The following is a 16,768-nucleotide window of genomic DNA, read 5'->3' as shown; positions in this document are numbered from 1 at the left end:
TTACCGCTTTGCCTGGTCAACCCGAGCTTGTTCAGTTGCCTTTGCAAGCTCCGGCCTTTAGGCCGGGGTAGTTGACCGGGAGCTTCTCCTGGACTGCCGGTGTGACGTGGACGGCGACAATATATAGGAAAACCCGTAGGCCGCCGGAGGCGGGCCGTTTTGAGACGGCTGTGATGCTGCATTGCGGGATGCCCGGCGCGCTATGTGCTTCGCAGCCCTTCCCCGAACGTCTCACGATGCCATACCTCGGTGACATCTTCCAGCAGCGCGAGAAAGCGGTCCAGCGCGGGCAGGCCGTGGTCGCGCCGTACGGTGGCGTAAAGGTCCGCGGCCAGCCCCGGCTCGTCCAGCGTGACGAAGGCCACATCCTCCCGCGGCGCGCCTGAAAGCGAGCGCGGTAGCGCGCTCACCCCCACGCCTGCGCCCACCAGGCTCAGCACTGTCTGTGGATCCACCGACTCGTGCAGCACGCGCGGCTGGAAGCCATTGCGCACGCAGGCGGCCAGCAGGTTGCGGATCACCGGGCTTTGCGTATTAAGCAGCACAAACGGCTCCGCCGCCAGCGCCTTCAGCCGGATCCGGCCGCTCGCCGCCAGTGCATGGCCGGCCGGCAACGCGGCCATCAGCGGCTGCGGATAGACCCGGATCGAGCGCAACTCCTCCCGCTCGGTGGCGCTGGACGCAAAACCCACATCGATCTGGCCGCGCGCCAGCGCCTCGCCCTGCTGGTCGGGCAGCATCTCGTGCAAGGCCCATTCCACCGCCGGATTGCGCTCCTGGAACAGCCGCATGGTACGTGGCAGGGGGCCATACATCACCGAATTGATGATGCCGATGCGCAGGTAGCCCTCCAGCCCGTCGGCCACGCGCAGCACCATTTTCCGGGTCGAGTCCAGGTCGGCCACGATGTCGCGCGCCCGGGTCAGCAGCGCCTCGCCCGCCCGGGCATGGGCTCACCCGAAAGTCCGAAGGATCCGCATTCCCAGAGATGTCGCGTGATCTCACGTAACGGCACAAGAGGAGACAACCCTATGAACACCCAAGACCTGACCGGCGACAGGCCGGCCGCAGTCGACCAGGTGCCCGCCCCCGGGCCGCTGGTGATGCTGGGCTTCCAGCACGTGCTGGTGATGTATGTCGGCGCCATCGCGGTGCCGATGATCATCGCCAGCGCGCTCAAGCTGCCGAAGGAGGCGGTGGCGGTCCTGATCAACGCCGACCTCTTCACCTGCGGCATCGCCACCATCCTGCAGGCCGCCGGCTTCTGGCGCTTTGGCGTGCGCATGCCGGTGATGCAGGGCGTGGCCTTCAGCGCCATTCCGCCGATCCTTGTCATCGCCACGAACCCGGCGCTCGGCTTGCCGGCGGTGATCGGCGCGGTGATGGCGGGCGGCGTGATCACCATGCTGCTGGCGCCGGTGTTCGGCAAGCTGCTGCGCTTCTTCCCGCCCATCGTCGGCGGGTCCATCGTCATGGTGGTGGGGCTGTCGCTGTTTCCGGTGGGCGTGAACTGGGTGGGCGGCGGACGCGGCGCGGCGGATTTCGGCGCGCCGCATAACCTGGCGCTGGCGGGCTTCGTGTTTGCGTTGATCCTGGCCATCAACAAATGGCTCAAGGGATTCTGGTCCAACGTCTCCGTGCTGCTGGCGCTGGCGGCCGGCATGCTGGTGGCGATCCCCTTTGGCATGGTGGATTTCCATGGCGTTGCCGAGGCGCCGATGCTCGACGTGATCCATCCCTTCTATTTCGGCTGGCCGGTGTTCGATGTGGTGGCCACGCTCACCATCGTGGTGGTGATGATCATCATCATGATCGAGTCGATGGGCTTGTTCCTGGCGATTGGCGATGTCGTGAACAAGCCGCTGAGTGCGGGCGAGATGACGGATGGCCTGCGGGCCAGCGTGATCGGTGGGGCGCTCAACGGCTTTCCGTACACCATCTACAGCCAGAACATCGGCCTGCTGGTGGTGACGGGCGTCAAGAGCCGCTGGGTCGTGGTGGCAGCCGGCGTGATCCTGTGCGCGCTGGGCTTGTTTCCCAAGCTGGCCACGGTAGTCGCTTCCATTCCTCTGCCGGCGCTGGGCGGGGCTGTTCATGTTCGGGGTGGTCACCGCAGCGGGCGTGCGCACGCTGGCGCGGGTGGATTTCGAGGGCACGCGGCATAACGTGTATATCGTTGCCGCCACGCTGGCGATCTCGCTGCTGCCCACGTTCTCGGGCACGCTGTTCAATCAATTGCCGGGCCGGTTGCAGCCCATCATGCACAGCAGCATCTTGCTGGCTTGCGTGATGTCGGTAGCATTGAACCTGCTGTTCAACGGCATTCCGCGCGTCGATGCCCATGCGGTGCCGGCGGCGGGCGGGTTGCAGCCGAGCCGCTAGCGCCCGCACCGTTCAGCTTGCCGGCTGCTTGGCGGGTTCCACTTTTGCCGGCGGGCCTTGTTCGAGCAGCGCGGCGATCAGGTCCGATTGCGTGACGATGCCCAGCAGCCGCTGCTGGGCATCCACCACCGGCACCTGATGCAGGCCGCCATCGGAAAACGCCCGCGCCAGTTCCACCATGGGCTGCTCCGCCTTGGCCGTGGCCATCCCGGTGTGCATCAGGTCCCCGGCAGTGCCAACTCGCACCTGCCCCGCGGCGTCGCCCCGCGCGGCAAGAAGATCCGCCAAACCAAGCATGCCAAGCAGCCGCCGCTGCCCATCCACCACCGGCAAAGCCTGGATCCCATGCTTAAGCAACAAGGCCCGCGCCTCCACGCCACTTTGCCCGGGCTGCACCGTCACCACGTCCCGCGACATGATGTCCCCGCACCGCACATCGCCAAAGCGCCGGCGATACGCCCGCAGCTGCGCGGCCACCAGGATGTCTTCAAGGTCGTCTTCCTCGATATCCAGGAATTCGCCGCGGGCCTTCAGCACTTCGTCCAGATCGCTGCGGTTGAAACCCACCCGCTCGCTCGGCAGCGGATCGGCGGTGCGGTGCGGGTTGGCGTGCTCGACGGGGCGGTGCGGATAGCGCCGGCGCATCAGGTTGTTGAACAGCAGCGCCACCAGCAACAACAACATCGAGTTGATCGCGACCGGCATCACCACGAAGCCAAAGCCAAGCTGGGTCACGGCGTGGCCGCCGAAGACCGCGGTAATCGCCACCGCGCCGCTGGGCGGGTGCACGCAGCGCAGCTGGAACATGGCGACGATGGCCAGCGCCACGGCGACCGAGGCGGCCAGCCCAGGCTCGGGGATCCAGCGCGCGCAGGCCACGCCGATCAGCGCCGCCACCAGGTTGCCGCCAATGATGGACCACGGCTGCGCCAGCGGGCTCGCCGGCACGGCGAACAGCAGCACGGCGGAGGCGCCCATCGGGGCAATGAACCAGGGGTTGAAGCCACCGAGCAGGTGACGGCTGATCCATTCGGTGATCAGCAGGCCCAGCAGCGCGCCGATGCAGCTCTTGATGCGTTCGCGGCGGCCGGCGGTGATGGGAGTGGGGGCAAACGCGCGCAGCCACGCACGTGCCCGGCCTGGCGGGAAGTCGGCTAAGGAGGGGGCCTGGGATGGCGGCATGGGTCTTCTTGTTCGGGTTGTGCGGGAAATGCGTGCAATAGCGCACCTGAATCGACTTGGGATCGTGCTCTGGAATCCAGCGTGCAAATATATCATGACGTGATACATTACGTTTTCCGCGGACCATGTTCGTCCCGCAATCCGCGCCACGTCCTTCGCCACATTTGCCCAATCCTCACCATGCACTTTGAAAAACGCGACTACGCCGTCGACCGCCGGCTGCTCCTGCTGGCCGCGCTGGCGCCGCTCATCGGGGCGATCAGCACGGCGGCTGCCGTGCTGCTGCTAAACCTGATCCGGTTCTTCACCAACCTCTTTTTCTATCAGACGCTGTCGCTGGCGGAGCGCTCGCCGGCGCAGCATGCGCTGGGGGCATGGGTGATCGCCGTGCCGGTGGCGGGTGGCTTGCTGGTGGGCCTGATGGCGCGCTATGGCAGCGACAAGATCCGTGGCCACGGCATCCCGGAGGCCATCGAGGCCGTGCTGTTCGGCAAAAGCAAGATGTCGCCCCGGGTGGCGGTGCTCAAGCCGCTGTCGTCCGGCATCGTGATCGGCAGCGGCGGGCCGTTTGGCGCGGAGGGCCCGATCATCATGACCGGCGGCTCGATCGCCTCGTTGCTTGCGCAGTACCTGCATCTCACCGCGGCCGAGCGCAAGACGCTGCTGGTGGCGGGCGCGTGCGCCGGCATGACGGCGATCTTCGGCACGCCGGTGGCGGCGGTGCTGCTGGCGGTGGAGATGTTGCTGTTCGAGCTGCGCCCGCGCAGCCTGCTGCCGGTGGCGCTGGCTTGCGCCGTAGCCGGCTTCCTGCGCACGATGGTGTTCGAGCCCGGTCCCTTGTTTGCGCTGCACACCGCGCCGGCAAGCACCATGGCGCTGGGCTCGTGCATGGTTGCCGGCCTGCTTTGCGGCATGCTGGGCGCCGCGCTGACGCTGGCGCTCTATCGCACCGAGGACCAGTTCTCCAGGCTCAAGTTGCACTGGATGTGGTGGCCGGCAATCGGCGGGCTGGTGGTTGGCATCGGCGGGTACTTCGAGCCGCGCGCGCTGGGCGTGGGCTATGACGTGATCGCGGACCTGTTGCACAACCGCATGGCGATTGGCGTGGCGGTGGCGCTGCTGACGGTCAAGGCCATTATCTGGGTTGCCGCGCTGGGGTCAGGCACCTCGGGTGGCGTGCTGGCCCCGTTGCTGATGCTGGGCGCGGGCCTTGGCGTGGCGCTCGCGCCGTGGCTGCCCGGCGCCTCGCCGGAGTTGTGGGCGCTGGTGTGCATGGCGGGCGTGTTGGGCAGCGTGCTTGGCGCGCCACTGACCGCCATCGTCTTTGCCTTCGGCCTGACGCATGACAGCAACGCATTGCTGCCGCTGCTGCTGACCGTGGCGGTGGCGCACGGCTTCACGGTGCTGACCATGAAGCGCTCGATCATGACCGAGAAGATCGCGCGCCGCGGCCTGCATATCTATCGCGAGTATGGCGTGGATCCGCTCGAGCGCCAGCACGTGGCGGATTTGATGACGACGGCCGTGGTGAGCGTGGACGGCGAGCAGCCGGTCCACGTCTTGTGGGCCAGGCACTTTGGCGAGCAGGCACCGCATCGCGGCTATCCCGTGGTGTGCGCAGAGCGTGTGGTCGGCATGCTGGAGCGCAATGCGCTGCGCGGGCGGGAGGCATTGATGGAAGCCGGCCGCGCGCTGATGGCGCCGCTGCAGCCGCACCAGGTGCTGCTGCCGGCGCAGACCGCGCGCATCGCGGCGGGCCGCATGGCGGAGCTCGGCGTCAGCCGGCTGCCGGTGGTGGCCGACCTGGATTCCATGCGGCTGGTTGGCGTGGTCTCGCTGCGCGACCTGCTGCGCCCCAGCGGCCAGGTGCTGCACGAGGAAACCCGGCGCGAACGGCTGCGCGGCGCTGCCGCGGCGTAAGCGCAACCGCGCCGCTCAAAGCTTGTAGCTCGACAGCAGGATGCTGGTCTCCGTGGCGGCAATGCCGTCGATCAGCCGGATGCGGTCCAGCGTGCGGTCGAACGCCTCCAGCGAATCCGCGCGCAGCTCGGCAATGATGTCCCAGCGCCCGTTGGTGGTGTGCATGGCCTGCACATTGGGCTCGCCGCGCAGCGCCTGCAGCACCGCGCGCGCCTTGTTGCCCTCCACCGCGATGGTCATCCAGGCGCGGATGCGGTGCGCCTCGGCTTCGGGCTTCAGCCGCACCGTGTAGCCCACGATCAGTCCTTCCTTTTCCAGCTTGTCGATGCGGTTCTGCACGGTGGCGCGCGAGACGCGCAGCGCCTTGGCCAGCGCGGTGGCCGGCGTGCGCGCGTTGTCGCGCAGCAGGGCAAGCAACTGGCGGTCGGTGTCGTCCATGGTGGTTCCTGTGGGCGGGCGAGGGGGTGCTTTTGCCTGCACGATCGTCGCGACTGGCGATTCGCCAATTTTAGCTGGCGTTTTGCAATACGGTACAGGCAAATTGCGCAACTTGCTGGCTTTTAGTTAGCGCGGCAGTGCACCAGAATGCAGGCATCCCAGGGCATTCACTGACCCCGTCACCCACCACCTAAAGGAGCCAGCGTGATCAACCAGCCCACCATCCTGCTTGTCGAGCCCACCCACTACGACGTGTCGTACAGCATCAACCCGTGGATGGACCCCGGCCTCTGGGCTAGCGACCCGCGCGGCATGCATCGCAACGCGGTGGCATCCTTCGAATCCCTGCATGCTGCCTTGCAGGCAGCTGGCTTCGCGGTGGAAACCGCACCCGGTGCCCCGGGCCTGCCCGACATGGTGTTCCCCGCCAATGCCGCCGTGGTGCTGGATGGCCACGCCGTGCTGGCACGCTTTCGCTATCCGCAACGGGCCGGCGAGGAAGCGCCTTTTGCGCGCATCTTCGAGGGCCTGCGCGAGCGCGGCCTGATCGACTCCGTCAGCCTGCTGCCGGAAGGCTGCTACCAGGAGGGCGCTGGCGACTGCATCTGGGATGCCGTGCGCGGCCACTTCTGGGCCGGCTTCGGCCCGCGCTCTTCGCGTGCAGCGGCCGAAGCCATGGCGAGCCATTTCGGCCGCGAGGTGGTGGCGCTGGAGCTCGCCACGGCGCAGAGCTATCACCTCGACGTGTGCTTCTGCCCGCTGTCCGGCGGCGAGATCCTCTACTACCCGCCCGCCTTTACGCAGGACGCCCTGCGCACCTTGCGCGAGCGCGTGCCGGCCAGCCTGCGCATCGAGGCGAGCGAGGATGATCTGCGCCACTTCAGCGTCAATGCGGTCAACCTGCATGACCAGGTGGTGATGACGCGCACCACGCCGCACCTGCGCGCCGAACTGGGCCTGCGCGGCTACCAGTTGCGCGAGGTGGACTTGTCGCCGTACATGCTGTCCGGCGGCGGCGCCTACTGCATGACGCTGCGCCTGGACCGCACCAGCGGGCCGGCCCAGGGGATCGTCGCGGCCGATGGCGCCGCGGTGGCGGCGTGAGATGGGCCGGCCGGGCAAGAACTAGAACCGAGGCAAACAGAGACAAGTAACGCCAATCAGGGAGAACACCATGAAGGAGATCGCCATGACCCGCTTTCTGGACGCCGCCGATGTGGCGGCGCTGGTGCGCGCCACGGGCGTCGCCAACGCCATCGCGCAGATGGCGCATCATATCCGCCAGGATTTTGTGCGCTGGGATGCATTCGATAAATCCGCGCGGCTGGCCACGCACTCCGTCGACGGCGTGATCGAGCTGATGCCGGTGAGCGACGGCGTGCAATACGCATTCAAGTACGTCAACGGCCATCCGCGCAATGGGCAGAACGCCATGCCGACGGTGATGGCCTTTGGCGTGCTGGCGGAAGTGGAGAGCGGCTTCCCGCTGCTGCTGTGCGACCTCACGCTCGCCACCGCGTTGCGCACTGCCGCCACGTCGGCGCTGGCCGCGCAGGTGACGGCGCGGCCTGGCGCCGCCACGCTGGCGCTGATCGGCAACGGCGCGCAGGCTGAGTTCCAGGCGCTGGCCTTCCATGCCATGGTGGGCATCCGGGAGATCCGCGCCTACGACATCGATCCGGCCGCAACCGCGCGGCTCGCGTACAACCTGGCAGGCGTGCAGGGGCTGAAGGTGGTGGCGGCGGACTCCGTGCGCGCAGCAGTGCAGGGTGCCGACATCATCAGCACCGTGACCGCCGACAAGACGCGGGCCACCATCCTCACGCCTGACCTGGTCGCCCCCGGCGTGCATATCAATGCGGTAGGCGGCGATTGCCCGGGCAAGACCGAACTGCACCCGGATATCCTGCGCCAGGCGCGCATCGTGGTCGAGTACGCGCCGCAGACGCGCATCGAAGGCGAGATCCAGCAATTGCCGCCGGATACGCCGGTGACGGAGTTGTGGGAGATTTTCTCTGGCCGGGCGGCCGGGCGCACCGAAACGGGGCAGGTCACGGTGTTCGACTCGGTGGGGTTTGCGCTGGAGGATTACTCCGCGCTGCGCTGGCTCCATGCCGCGGCCCACGCGCAGCATCGCGGCAGCCACGTGGAACTGGTGGCGACGCCGCCGGATCCGCGCAATCTCTATGGCTGGATGATGGACGCCGGGGTGCCGCAGCCCGTGCGCGAGCCGCTCGAGGCGCTGGCCTGAAACGGTGGCAGATGCAACAACGCCGCAGTCGTGCGGGTCACGAGACTGCGGCGTTGTGGTGTGCGGTTTATAGCGAGTGCCACGCCCACGGGTAACGGGCAAGGCAGGCCGGGCGGCCGGGTGACGGCCGGGCAGATAGCTGCCGGTGAAACGTCCTGGATAGGGTCTTGGCGATGTGCCGGGTGATCAGCCGGCTGCGCCTCGGGTCATCATCAGTTGCGCGCGCAGGAAGCCTTTGACTTCTTCCAGCGAGGGCGTCTTCAGGAACACCATGATGCCCCATTGCTGTAGCGCATCGGCCACGCCGTCATAGGCCTGGCGGTTGGTGATCACGGCGAAGATGACGTTCTGGCGCGCAAAGAAGTTTTGCAGCTTCTCGATGGTGGCCGACTCGGCGTCAGAGAGTTCTTCCACGTAGTACAGCACCACTCGCGGATGCGAGCTGACCGAAGTAATGATGGTATCCACCACGTCCTCCACCACCACGCTTTTCAGGGGCAAGCCCCATTTGCCCAGTTGCGCGTGGATGCGTTGGGCTTCCTGATGGTTCGGGTGGAACACCACCAGGTCGAGTTCATGCACAGAAGGAAGCTCCTGCCCCACGCGCGTGGCCAGCAGGCGATGCACGGTCTCCTTATGTATGCGTCGGTGGCCACCGTTGGTCTTCCAGGCACCGAGTTCGCCGCGTTCCACCATCTTCTGCACAGTGCCTAATGACACATTGAGCAGCTTCGCGGCGGTACGCGTACTGTAGTAAGGCTTTTCAGCCAGTTCTGAATCCAGTTTCATCCGTTCACCCGTTAACTAAACACACCGCACTGCGAGAGAAGCAGCAGTGACAGCGCGAGCCTTCCGCACTGGTTTGGGCTTGGCAACGCAAGACAAACGCCCGCAATGAAGTCGTTTGCATGCTGGCACCGTTAAGCCTCCTGCATGGCCTGCCCTCGCTGTTTGGGGGCGGCGGGAGCGAAGGTGCTCCCGCGGTCATGCAATGGCGTGATCTATGTCACTGATGCCTTCTTCTCCCGATGGAAGAATGCCAGCCTCGAATCATATGCGGTATCGAACATAAGCAGCCAGTCGGCGTGCCAAATATTTCGAAATCGCATCGAACGCTCCCACTTCTGTGTTTAAACGCATATTGCCGCGTTTTGGCAGACACGGGTGAGCGGGAATTTATAGCGAACATTGCATACATCCGAAGCGCTTTTGCCGGGCTGCCAGCGTATCGCGCGGCCCCTATATCCAGGACTGCCGCGGGCTCAGCGGGTTCCCGGAGATGGCAGGCATTGGCGTTAAGCCAGCCCGTTGGAACATATGGCACACATGGCCGCGCGGCCACTTCGCCTCATCAATGACAAATATGGCGTAGGCAGCAATTTCGCGTGCCGTCAGGGATTTCGCCCACCTGCCACCGCCACGGTTTGCCTGGCCGATGCGACTGGCATGTTGCCGAGCTCCGCGTCGCCATCTGTTGCCATCCCCGTCATCGGGAGGGTTTGGCGCACGGGTGCCGTCGCGCTTTCCGGGCACACGGACTCCGGGTCCGGCGCGGGCAGCGTCATGGACATCTCCAGTTCGCGCGTCTTGATCACGATGAAGTATTCGTAGATCGACTGCAGCACGGCGTAGGTGAGACCCGCCCGTCCGTCGAGGAAGCCGCGCTTGCCCAGGTACAGGATCGCGAACTTGACGAGGGGGCGCATCGGCAGGCGGAAGAACAACGCTTTCTGGTGCGCGCGGCGCCGGTGGAAATCCGTCGCGAACAGGGCTTCGGCCAGGCTGAACGCTGCCTTGCCGCGCCGGTTCTCGATGATCTGCATCGCCTCCAGCCCGCTGTAGTTGTTGTGGCGCGTGATCCAGTGGGTTACGCCTTTGCTGAAAGGGTAGTGGTCGAGGTAGCCGGTCACCTCGCCGGCCGGGCCATCGGGGATCGATACAGGGTTTACCAGGCGCTCGTAGCGCATGCGTTCCGGCCGGAACAAACGCAGGTAGAAGGGGGATGTCTGTACATGGCGCAGCCAGGTGTCGAGGAAAAAGTCACGCCGCTGCACCCGGAACGCGACCTCGTCGCGCGCCGCGCGCACCGCGGCCTGGGCTTGCGCTACGAGCTCGGGCGTCATGCGCTCGTCGGCATCGATGTAGAACACCCAGGGATGGCGAAAGCCGATGTGCTGCAGGCCCCAGTTCTGGTGGCTGGCCCAGTTGTCGAAGACGCGCTGCGTGACATGCGCGCCAAAGCGCTGCGCGATCGCCACCGTGGCGTCGGTGCTCATCGAGTCATACACATGGATGTCGTCCGACCATGCCACGCTTTGCAGGCAGCCTGGCAGGTCCTGCTCCTCGTTGCGGGTCAGGATCAGCACGGAGATGCCCGGCGCTTGCACGGGCTGGCTAGGCTGAGGACTTGGCATGTCTGACTCTCGTGCTGATGGCGCGGGCCGGGACGCCCGCGTAGACGGTCCATGGCGTGCGCAGGCTCTTGCTGACCACCGCGCGCGGCGCGATCACCGCGCCCTCGGCCAGCGTCACACCCGGTGAGACAAAGGCTTCGGCGCAGATCCACACGTGCGCCGCGAGCACGATGGGATGGGCTACCAGCTGGAAGTTGGCGCTGTTGTAGTCGTGCGTGCCGGTGCACAGGTGCGCGCCCTGCGAGACCACGCAGAAATCGCCGATGTCGATCGGCGCCATGTTGTACAGGGTGACGCCATCGGCCACGCCGACATGGCCGCCCACGCGCAGGTTCCACGGCGCCCAGATCTTCACGCCCGGATAGATATGCACATGCGGGCCCAGCCGCGCCCCGAACAACCTCAACAGCGCCGAGCGCCACGCATGCAGCGGGCGCGGGCTTGGCCGGAACAGGCACAACCAGACCCAGTGCCAGAGCTGGCGCTGAATCCGGTTGCCCAGCGAAAACGAAGCCCCGGTAGTCGGGTCGCTTCCTTGAAGGATCATGGTCGGTCCGCTCCTGCTGGTTGGCGGCTTCTCGATACACGGCACGGCAAGGCCCGGCAGCCATGGAGGCGACCACGGTGCGGGCCAGCACCGCGGTCGCCGAACCCGGCCGAAGCCAGGCTTTGTCCCGCACCGGCCGCGCCAGGCACGGCAAGGTGCAAAGCGCGCGGGAAGGGGTGAAGCCATAGTGGCGCGGCGTGCGCGCCGCTTCGGTGCGGCACCTCACACAACGAAAAGACGAAGCGCAAGGAAGCGGGAAGGACGGGGGAGCGCGGACGCAGGAGGAGGGAGGAGGAGGGAGGCGGAGCTGCGGTTGATGCTGCAAGGAAAGCGGCAACGCAAGCTGCGGTCAAGCCATTGCAGTTCAGCCGGTGGCAGCCAGAGCCGCCACCAGGCAAATCTCAAAGCCTGTATTTCCTGACTTTATCGAACAAGGTCGTCTTGGCAATCCCCAGCGCCTCGCTGGCGCGGCTGAGGTTGCCCTCATGCCTGCGCATGGCATCGGCAATCATGGCCCGCTCGAATTGCTCGACGGCCTGCGCCAGCGGCAGCGCCGCCGGCTCGGCGGTGCCTTGCCCGGGATTGCACCCCAGCCCCAGCACATGGCGCTCAGCCAGGTTGCGCAGCTCGCGCACATTGCCCGGCCACGGATAGGCCATCAGCGCAGCGAGCTCCGCCGGCGTGGCAGGCTGCGCCTCGCGCTCGAAGCGCAGCGCCGCCTGCGCGACAAAATGCTCGAACAGCGGCGGCACGTCTTCGCGCCGCTCGCGCAGCGGCGGCAGCTCCAGCGTCACCACGTTGAGCCGGTAGTACAGGTCGGCGCGGAACTGGCCGGCCGCGGAGAGCGCCTTCAGGTCCGCCTTGGTGGCCGCAACCACGCGGGTATTGACCGGCACGGGCGTATTGGAGCCAAGCCGCTCCACCACGCGCTCCTGCAGCACCCGCAGCAGCTTGATCTGCATCTGCATCGGCATGCTCTCGATCTCGTCGAGGAACAGCGTGCCGCCCTCGGCGTGCTCGATCTTGCCGATGCGCCGCCGCGCCGCGCCGGTGAACGAGCCGGCCTCATGGCCAAAGATCTCGCTTTCGAACAGCTGTTCGGGCAGGCCGCCGCAGTTGATCGGCACGAAGTGCCGCGCGCGGCGGGAGCTCGCTTCGTGCAGGCAGCGGGCGACCAGTTCCTTGCCGGTGCCGGTCTCGCCGTGTATGAGGACGTTGGCAGCGGTGTCGGCCAGGTCGGCGATCAGCTTGCGCAGCCGCTCGATGGATGGCGAATGGCCGATCAGGCGCGCCTGCAAGGTGTCGCGCCCGGCCAGCTTCCTGCGCAGCTCGGCCACTTCCAGCACCAGCCGGCGTTTCTCAAGCGCGCGCTGCGTGACCTCGACCAGGCGCTCCGGCGAGAACGGCTTTTCCAGGAAGTGGTAGGCGCCGGCCTTCATGGCCTGCACGGCCAGGCTGACATCGCCGTGGCCCGTGACCATCACCACCGGCAGCGCGTCGTCGCGCGCCCGCAGCTCATGCAGCAGCGCCATGCCGTCGATGCCGGGCAGGCGGATGTCGCTCACCACCACGCCGGGGAAATGGCTGCCGACTTCGCGCAGCGCGGCTTCGGCGCTGGCCACGGCGCGCGTGGCAATGCCTTCGAGCCGCAGCGCTTGCTCGCAACCCAGGCGCACGTCGGGGTCGTCCTCGACGATCAGCACGGTCAGCCGCGCAGGGTCGATCGCGTCCGCGGAATCGGCATGGTTCGGGTCAATTGCCATGGCGGCTCTCCTGCTCAAGCCTGGCCAGCGGCAGCACCAGCGTGAAGCACGCGCCGCCGTCGGGGTGGTTGCTGGCCTCCAGGCTGCCGCCGACCTCATCCAGGATGCCGGCCGACAGCGTCAGGCCCAGGCCTAGTCCCTGTCCTGCCGGCTTGGTGGTGAAGAACGGCTCGAACAGCCGCGCGAAGGCTTCCTCGGACAGCCCGGGGCCGTTGTCGCGGATGGTCAGGCGCAGCTTGCTGCCCGCCAGGTGGCTGCGCAGCTCCAGCCGGGGCTCAGGGCTGCCGGCCAGCGCGTCGAGCGCGTTGCCGACCAGGTTGACCAGCACCTGCTCCAGCCGGTTGGGATCGCACGTCACCACCAGGTCCGGCTCGATCTGCCGGACCAGTGCCGGGCGTACCGCCTGCAGGCGCGTATCGAGCAGGAACAGGGCGTTGTCGATCGCATCGTCCAGCGGCGCCAGGCGGCCGGCGTTGCTGCCATTGCCAGGCTTGCGCGCGAATGACTTGAGCGCGCCGGTGATGCGCCCCATGCGCTCCACCAGCCCGATGATGGTGCCGAGGTTGGCCTGCGCGGTGGCGTTGTCGCCGCGCTCGAGGAATTTCTGGGTATTGCCCGAGAGCGTGCGCAGGGCCGCCAGGGGCTGGTTGAGCTCGTGGGCGATGCCGGTGGACATCTGGCCTACCGCGGCCAGCTTGCCGGCCTGCAGCAGGCCATCCTGGGCCTGGCGCAGGGTCGCTTCGGTGCGGATGCGTTCGGCGACTTCCGCCTGCAAGTGCTGGTTGGCGGCGGACAGGTCGGCGGTGCGCTCCGCGACCTTGCGCTCCAGTTCGCCGTTGGCGGCCTCCAGCGCGGCGCGTGCGGCCATGCGCTCGCTGGCGATGCGCCGGCGCACGTTCCAGGCCGCCGCCAGCAGCAACAGGAAGGCGGTCAGCACGCCGGCCAGCGCGGCGGTGCTGAGTGCAGCCACGCGGGCCTGCGAGGTATTGGTGAGCAGCGTCAGCTGCCAGTCGGTGCCGACCAGCTCGGCGTTCTGCGCCAGCATGGGCGGGCCGCGCCGCAGGCGGACCAGGGCGTCGCTGTCGGACAGCTTGCGCACCGGCGTGAGCTCCAGCTGCGGGAGCGCGGCGCGGTTGTATTGCAGGTTGCGTTGCAGCCGCTCGCGCAGCTCGGGGGGCAGCGGCTTGAGCGCGGCCAGTTTCAGGGACGGGTCGGAGGCCAGGATCACCACGCCGTTCTCGTCCGTCAGCAGCATCTGGGTATCGGCGCCCTGCCAGCGGTTTTCCAGGGGCTCCAGCCCCACCTTGACGACCGCCACGCCGCTTGGCTTGTGGCGATCGCCCAGCGGCGCCGAGAGGTAGTAGCCGGGCTCGCTGCGGGTGGTGCCCACCCCATAGAAGCGTCCCAGCTGGCCGTCCGCCGCGTCGCTGAAGTAGGGGCGGAAGCTCAGGTCTTCGCCCAGGTAGCTGTCGGGGCGCTGCCAGTTGCTGGTGGCAAGCACGCGGCCACGGGCATCGAGCACGAACACCACGCGGGTGCCGGCGCGGGCATTGACTGCGGCGAGGTACTGGTTGGCCGCCTCGACGCGCGCCGGATCGTCCGGATGCGCCAGCATGGCGGCAATCTTGTCATCCAGCGAGAGCAGGCTGGGCACGTAGTCATAGCGCGCCAGCTCGCTCGACAGGGCCTGGCCGTACAGGCGCAGCTGCACCTGGCCGCGTTCGCCCTGGCGCGCCAGCGCGTTGTCGTAGCTATAGCGGTAGCCCATGGCGCCAGCCAGCCCGATCAGCGCAGCCAGTGCCAGCATGGCCACGAGGGGCACCCACGGGCGCAGGCGGGCGGCGCGAGCGGAGGTGTCGTGCGGGGCACCTTGCGGGGTGGCGTGTGAAGGGAGCGGGCCGGTCATGGGAGCGGGCGGAATGCGCAAAAAGCGAAGGCGAAAGAACTCGGTCGTGGGCAGCGAGCCCGACTGGTTAAGACTGGAGGCGCCAGCAAAAGTGCATCGTGCGGAGCGGTAAGCGTGGCGTGGGTGTGCCAATGTGCACATTGCGCAATGGCGGCGCCCGCGGCGACCCCGTCTTTTACCACATCGCGGTTTTCCGGCCCCCGGAAAGAAAAAAGGCCCGGCCACCTGATCGGTGGCCGGGCCTTGGCGCGCTGGCAGTGTTATTTGCCGGCCAGGACCTGAACGGGTGTCAGGCCGCGGTTGCCGTCGGCAGCGGGGTCATCCGCTTCTTCGGGCACCGGCGCGCCGATGGCGCCTTCGCTTTTGGCGACGACGGTTGTGGCAATGGCATTGCCAAGCACATTGGTAACGGTACGGCCCATGTCCAGCACATGGTCGATGCCCAGCACCAGCAGGATGCCCGCCTCGGGCAGGCCGAACATCGGCAGCACCGCGGCCACCACCACCAGCGAGGCACGCGGCACGCCGGCAATGCCCTTGCTGGTGACCAGCAGCACCAGCAGCATGGTCACCTGCTGCGAGAGCGACAGGTGGATGCCGTACACCTGCGCCACGAACAGCGCGGCGAAGGACGTGTACATGATCGAGCCGTCCAGGTTGAACGAGTAGCCCAGCGGCAGCACGAAGCCCGTGATGCGTTCCTTGACGCCAAAGCGGCCGAGCTGCTCGATCACCTTGGGGTAAGCCGATTCGCTGCTGGCGGTGGCGAAACCGATCATCAGCGGGGCGCGCACCATCTTGAGCAGGCGGAACACATCGCGGCCGAGGAAGAAGTAGCCACCGGCGATCAGCGCCACCCACAGCAGCGCCAGCGACAGGTAGACGGCGCCCAGCAGCTTCGCGTACACGACCAGCACGCCCAGGCCCTCGGCGGTGATCACCGCGGCGACCGCGCCGAACACGCCGACCGGCGCAAAGGCCATCACGTAGTTGGTGATCTTCAGCATCACGTGCGACAGGCCTTCGATGCCGGCCAGCACGGGTTTGCCGATGCCGTCCTTGAGCGTGCCCAGCGCAAAGCCGAAGAACAACGAGAACACCACGATCTGCAGGATCTCATTGGTGGCCATGGCTTCCACGAAGCTCTTGGGGAACATGTGCGCGATGAAATCGCGCAGGTTCAGCGCCCCGGTCTTCAGGTTGGAGGCCGCGTCCGCCGCCGGCAGCGCCAGGTTCATGCCTTCGCCCGGGCGCAGCAGATTGGCCATCAACAGGCCCAGCAGCAGCGAGGTGATGGACGCGGCGATGAACCATGCCATCGCCTTCATGCCGATGCGGCCAACGGCCTTGCCGTCGCCCATGCTGGCGATGCCGCCAACCAGGGTGGCGAACACCAGCGGCCCGATGATCATCTTGATCATGCGCAGGAACACGTCGGTCAGGATGGACAGGTGGTCGGCGATGGACTTGGCGGCGGCGGGGTCCGGCGCGTAGTGGTGGGCGGCCGTGCCGGCCAGCACGCCAAGCAGCATCGCAATGAAAATCAGGGTGGGCAGTCGGTTCAGTTTCATCAGAAGTCGGGCCGATGCGCCCGGCCAATGGCCGGACGGCTGTTTTGCGGGGGGCTGGCTGGCAGCCTTCTGGCGTGGCGCTGCCGTCGTGGGGACAGCGCCATGCGGCCTCAGCCGGGAAAATCAGTGCCTGTTCAAATGCCTGTTCAATACCGAACGGGCGTGGGCAGCGTGTGCCCGGCGCCCACCGGTGTGGTGGGCAAGGTCGGCAAGGCGGGGTCGATCATTGTTTCCTCCATTGTTTTGGGTCCGGGCCGGCACGGGGGGAGCCAACCGTCGACCTGTATGGCCGCTTGGGGCCGGCGCATACATTGCACGAGGCGTGCCAGGCCACGGGCCGCGCCGATGCCACCTAAGCCACTGAAATACAAGGGGAAATTAATGTGCGCCCGGC

Annotated in this window: 12 protein-coding genes and 1 pseudogene; 4 read left to right on the top strand and 9 right to left on the bottom strand. The window is 67.1% G+C overall.

Annotation, left to right across the window (positions count from 1 at the left end; translation table 11 throughout):
* Positions 1-200: 200 nt before the first annotated feature.
* On the bottom strand, positions 201-905 hold the full coding sequence (locus tag ACGLHR_RS32335) for a LysR family substrate-binding domain-containing protein (RefSeq protein ID WP_400098860.1): 705 nt from the start codon (positions 903-905) through the stop codon (positions 201-203).
* 126 nt (positions 906-1,031) lie between these two features.
* On the opposite strand from ACGLHR_RS32335, the pseudogene ACGLHR_RS32330 reads away from it, so the two are divergent.
* Positions 1,032-2,382 (top strand): annotated as a pseudogene (locus ACGLHR_RS32330) (nucleobase:cation symporter-2 family protein).
* Between the two features lie 12 nt (positions 2,383-2,394).
* Here ACGLHR_RS32330 and ACGLHR_RS32325 read toward each other — a convergent pair.
* Positions 2,395-3,564 (bottom strand): HPP family protein, encoded by a 1,170-nt coding sequence (locus tag ACGLHR_RS32325; RefSeq protein WP_400098858.1) that lies wholly within the window; start codon positions 3,562-3,564, stop codon positions 2,395-2,397.
* Between the two features lie 180 nt (positions 3,565-3,744).
* On the opposite strand from ACGLHR_RS32325, the gene ACGLHR_RS32320 reads away from it, so the two are divergent.
* The gene (locus ACGLHR_RS32320) at positions 3,745-5,484 is read left to right on the top strand and encodes a chloride channel protein (protein WP_400098856.1); all 1,740 of its coding nucleotides are present in this window, start codon (positions 3,745-3,747) and stop codon (positions 5,482-5,484) included.
* A gap of 15 nt (positions 5,485-5,499) precedes the next feature.
* Here ACGLHR_RS32320 and ACGLHR_RS32315 read toward each other — a convergent pair whose 3' ends face one another.
* Positions 5,500-5,922 (bottom strand): Lrp/AsnC family transcriptional regulator, encoded by a 423-nt coding sequence (locus ACGLHR_RS32315; RefSeq protein ID WP_006160263.1) that lies wholly within the window; start codon positions 5,920-5,922, stop codon positions 5,500-5,502.
* A 204-nt stretch (positions 5,923-6,126) separates the two neighbouring features.
* Between ACGLHR_RS32315 and ACGLHR_RS32310 the strand changes: the two genes are divergently transcribed.
* Together ACGLHR_RS32310 and ACGLHR_RS32305 are read left to right on the top strand one after the other, a co-directional pair.
* A complete protein-coding gene (locus tag ACGLHR_RS32310) occupies positions 6,127-7,026 on the top strand; it encodes a dimethylarginine dimethylaminohydrolase family protein (RefSeq protein ID WP_400098853.1) in 900 nt (299 codons plus the stop codon).
* Positions 7,027-7,096: 70 nt separating this feature from the next.
* The gene (locus ACGLHR_RS32305; RefSeq protein WP_400098851.1) at positions 7,097-8,173 is read left to right on the top strand and encodes an ornithine cyclodeaminase; all 1,077 of its coding nucleotides are present in this window, start codon (positions 7,097-7,099) and stop codon (positions 8,171-8,173) included.
* A gap of 186 nt (positions 8,174-8,359) precedes the next feature.
* On the opposite strand, the gene ACGLHR_RS32300 is transcribed toward ACGLHR_RS32305, so the two are convergent.
* From ACGLHR_RS32300 to ACGLHR_RS32275, 6 genes are all read right to left on the bottom strand, one after another.
* Positions 8,360-8,962, bottom strand: coding sequence for a helix-turn-helix domain-containing protein (locus ACGLHR_RS32300; RefSeq protein ID WP_174426228.1), 603 nt, complete (start codon positions 8,960-8,962; stop codon positions 8,360-8,362).
* 602 nt (positions 8,963-9,564) lie between these two features.
* Positions 9,565-10,587: a glycosyltransferase family 2 protein gene (locus tag ACGLHR_RS32295; RefSeq protein WP_400098849.1), complete on the bottom strand. Its 1,023-nt coding sequence runs from the start codon at positions 10,585-10,587 to the stop codon at positions 9,565-9,567.
* On the bottom strand, positions 10,568-11,134 hold the full coding sequence (locus ACGLHR_RS32290; RefSeq protein WP_400098847.1) for a putative colanic acid biosynthesis acetyltransferase: 567 nt from the start codon (positions 11,132-11,134) through the stop codon (positions 10,568-10,570). The genes ACGLHR_RS32295 and ACGLHR_RS32290 overlap by 20 nt, the downstream gene beginning before the upstream one ends.
* Before the next feature lie 401 nt (positions 11,135-11,535).
* Positions 11,536-12,897: a sigma-54 dependent transcriptional regulator gene (locus ACGLHR_RS32285; RefSeq protein WP_267605742.1), complete on the bottom strand. Its 1,362-nt coding sequence runs from the start codon at positions 12,895-12,897 to the stop codon at positions 11,536-11,538.
* Positions 12,887-14,803: an ATP-binding protein gene (locus ACGLHR_RS32280; RefSeq protein ID WP_400098845.1), complete on the bottom strand. Its 1,917-nt coding sequence runs from the start codon at positions 14,801-14,803 to the stop codon at positions 12,887-12,889. The genes ACGLHR_RS32285 and ACGLHR_RS32280 overlap by 11 nt, the downstream gene beginning before the upstream one ends.
* A gap of 260 nt (positions 14,804-15,063) precedes the next feature.
* On the bottom strand, positions 15,064-16,374 hold the full coding sequence (locus tag ACGLHR_RS32275; protein WP_174426224.1) for a dicarboxylate/amino acid:cation symporter: 1,311 nt from the start codon (positions 16,372-16,374) through the stop codon (positions 15,064-15,066).
* Between the last annotated feature and the right edge of the window lie 394 nt (positions 16,375-16,768).

Source organism: Cupriavidus sp. CuC1, from assembly GCF_044627735.1.
GTDB lineage: Bacteria > Pseudomonadota > Gammaproteobacteria > Burkholderiales > Burkholderiaceae > Cupriavidus > Cupriavidus ulmosensis.
The sequence above is the reverse complement of the archived record's forward strand: the minus strand, read 5'-3'. Positions and strand labels throughout refer to the sequence as shown.